Source organism: Paraburkholderia sp., from assembly GCF_035948235.1.
GTDB lineage: Bacteria > Pseudomonadota > Gammaproteobacteria > Burkholderiales > Burkholderiaceae > Paraburkholderia.
Window position 1 is genome coordinate 1 of sequence record NZ_DASZJJ010000128.1, and the last position, 2,982, is coordinate 2,982.

A 2,982-nucleotide genomic window follows, 5' to 3' on the forward strand; every position below is an offset into this window, starting at 1 on the left:
CGATCCGCTCTGCACCTTCTCGGCGGAATCGTTGATGAGTTCCTTGATTTCCTTGGCCGCGCTCGCGCTGCGCTGCGCGAGGCTGCGCACTTCGCCCGCGACCACCGCGAAGCCGCGGCCCTGCTCGCCCGCACGCGCCGCTTCCACCGCCGCGTTGAGCGCCAGAATATTGGTCTGGAACGCGATGCCTTCGATCACGCTGATGATGTCCACGACCTTCGCCGAGCTTGCGGCGATGTCCTGCATCGTCGACACCACTTCGCCCACCACCGCGCCACCGCGCGTGGCGATGTCCGAGGCGTTCACGGCAAGCTGGCTGGCCTGACGCGCGTTGTCGGCGTTCTGCTTCACGGTGCCCGTGAGCTGCTCCATGCTCGACGCCGTTTCCTGCAGCGACGCCGCCTGCTGCTCCGTGCGCTGCGACAGATCGGTGTTGCCCATGGCGATTTCGCGCGCGCCCACGTCGATCGAGCCCGCGCCGTTATGCACCGCCGACACCAGCGTCACGAGGCTTTCCTGCATGCGCTTGACGCCCTCGAACAGCCGGCCGATTTCGTTCTTGCTGTAGACCTCGATGCGCTCGGTCAGGTCGCCGTGCGCGATGCGCTCGAACGACTTCACCGCATCTTCGAGCGGCTGCACGATCAGGCCGCGCATCGCAAAGCGGATCACCACCAGCAGCACCAGCGCCACCAGGATCGCCCCGCCGATCAGCGAGCGCATCAGCGTGATTTCCGAGCGCGCGCTTTCTTCACGCGCCTGCGCGCCGTCCTGCAACTGCTGGGCGATGGGCGCGGCCGCGTTGTCGTAATCGACGAACATCGGGCTGATCTTCGTGTCCGCGATCGCGTGATAGGCGGCCTGGTCGTTGGCGCGCAGCGCGGCGAATTCGGGCTGCACGCCGTCCTGCAGCAGCGCCGCGCGCTTCGCGTTGAGCGCGTCGAGCGTGGCGGCGTCGATACCGGCCTTGGGCGCGGCCACAAACGTCTTCCACGCGTCATTCGACTTGCCGAGCAGGAAGTCGGCGCGGTCGATGACCTTTTTCGCTTCGTCGTTCTGACCGGCTGCGTAGAGCGCGTTCACGCGATCGAGCGAAACGCGCGAGCGCAGCAGAAACGACGAGGCGTCGTTGAGCGAATGCATCGCGACAAGATCGCCGCGTGCGATGGACGCGAGCGAATCGCTCGCGTTGCCGAGCGCGATAAGCCCGAGCGCGCCGACCAGACCGGTCAGCGCCAGCATAATGACCCCGACGCCCGTAAGCGTCGTGCGGATCGACCATCTGTGCAGCATCTCGTTTGCTCCTGTCCTGTGCGGCGTAATCAGGTTGATCGCGAATCACGAAGGGCACTGGAAGAAAGCAATGCAGCGAGGCGGTTTTGCCGCTCTTGTGCGGCGGCTTTTCCGCTCTTCCTCTAGCGCGGGCCTTGCGGCCTCACCCCCGTAGCAACAACCTTGCTCCGTCCCTGATGTCGATGTGCCTTGTCTTCTACTGTCACGCGCCTCAGACGCCCAGCGCTTCAATCAGCGCCATCTCGCGGCTCGTCATGAGCTTTTCGATGTCCATCAGGATCAGCATGCGGCCGTCCACCGTGCCGAGACCCGTGAGGTACTCGGTGGTGAGCGTCGCGCCGAATTCCGGCGCGGGCATGATCTGATCCATCTGCAGCGTGAGCACGTCCGACACGCCGTCCACCACCATGCCCACCACGCGATGCGCGACGTTCAGGATGATGACCACGGTCTGGTGGTCGTATTCCACGCGGCCGAGGTGGAACTTGATACGCATGTCCACGATCGGCACGATGATGCCGCGCAGATTGATGACGCCCTTGATGAAATCCGGTGCGTTGGCGATGCGCGTCACGCTCTCGTAGCCGCGGATTTCCTGCACCTTGAGAATGTCGATGCCGTACTCTTCCGCGCCCAGCGTAAAGACGAGGAATTCCTGACCGCCTGCGTCGGCCTGTTGCGCGTCGCGGCGGTGCGCGCCAGCGACTGCGCCCTGTGCGCCGCCGCCCTGGATGGAATGGACTTCTGCCACGTTAGCCCCTGAACGGTTGGGAAATGGTTGGTTGATGCGTGCTCATGCCGGCGCCGGTGCTCAGGCGAATTCGGCGAACGAGCCGGAGTTCGCGCCGCCATGCGAGCCGACGGCCACGCCGTGCGACGCACGCGTTTCGCGGTTGAGCGCGGCCACGTCGACAATCAGCGCGACGCTGCCGTCGCCCAGGATCGTCGCCGCCGAAATGCCGTGCACCTTGCGGTAATTGGTTTCGAGGTTCTTCACCACGACCTGCTGCTGGCCGACCAGTTCGTCGATCAGCATGGCGAAGCGGCGGCCCTCGGTCTCCATGATGGTGACGATGCCTTGCGTCGGGTCCGTGCGCGCGCCTTCGACGTTGAACACGCCATGCAGCGCGACGAGCGGCAGGTATTCGCCGCGCACGCGCACCACGCGGTCGCCATTGGTGACCGTGTAGATGTCCTCGTGGCGCGGCTGCAGCGACTCCATCACGAAGTTCAGCGGCAGGATGAAGATTTCGTTGCCGACCTTCACCGACATGCCGTCGAGAATCGCCAGCGTGAGCGGCAGCACGATGCGCGTGGTGCTGCCCTTGCCTGCGTGCGAGGTGATCTCGACGTGGCCGCCCATCGACTGGATGTTGCGCTTCACCACGTCCATGCCGACGCCGCGGCCCGACACATCCGTCACCTGCTCGGCGGTCGAGAAGCCCGGCAGGAAAATGAGGTTCCAGACTTCTTCGTCGGTCATGCTGTCGCTGACCTGCATGCCCTGCTTGGCCGCCTTGGCGAGAATCTTGTCGCGGCGCAGACCCGCGCCGTCGTCGCTCACTTCGATCACGATGTTGCCGCCGTGATGCGCGGCCGACAGCACCAACTGACCGGTCGAATCCTTGCCCGCCGCGCGCCGCACTTCCACCGTCTCGATGCCGTGATCGAGACTGTTGCGCACGAGGT

Annotated in this window: 3 protein-coding genes; all 3 read right to left on the bottom strand. The window is 65.1% G+C overall.

What is annotated here, in order from left to right:
- Positions 1-1,293 (bottom strand): methyl-accepting chemotaxis protein (locus tag VG320_RS11325; RefSeq protein ID WP_327200198.1); only part of this gene is annotated, 1,293 nt, incomplete at its 3' end.
- Between the two features lie 211 nt (positions 1,294-1,504).
- Positions 1,505-2,044: a chemotaxis protein CheW gene (locus VG320_RS11330; RefSeq protein WP_027816042.1), complete on the bottom strand. Its 540-nt coding sequence runs from the start codon at positions 2,042-2,044 to the stop codon at positions 1,505-1,507.
- A gap of 60 nt (positions 2,045-2,104) precedes the next feature.
- On the bottom strand, positions 2,105-2,982 hold an 878-nt coding region (locus VG320_RS11335; RefSeq protein ID WP_327200199.1), incomplete at its 5' end, for a chemotaxis protein CheW.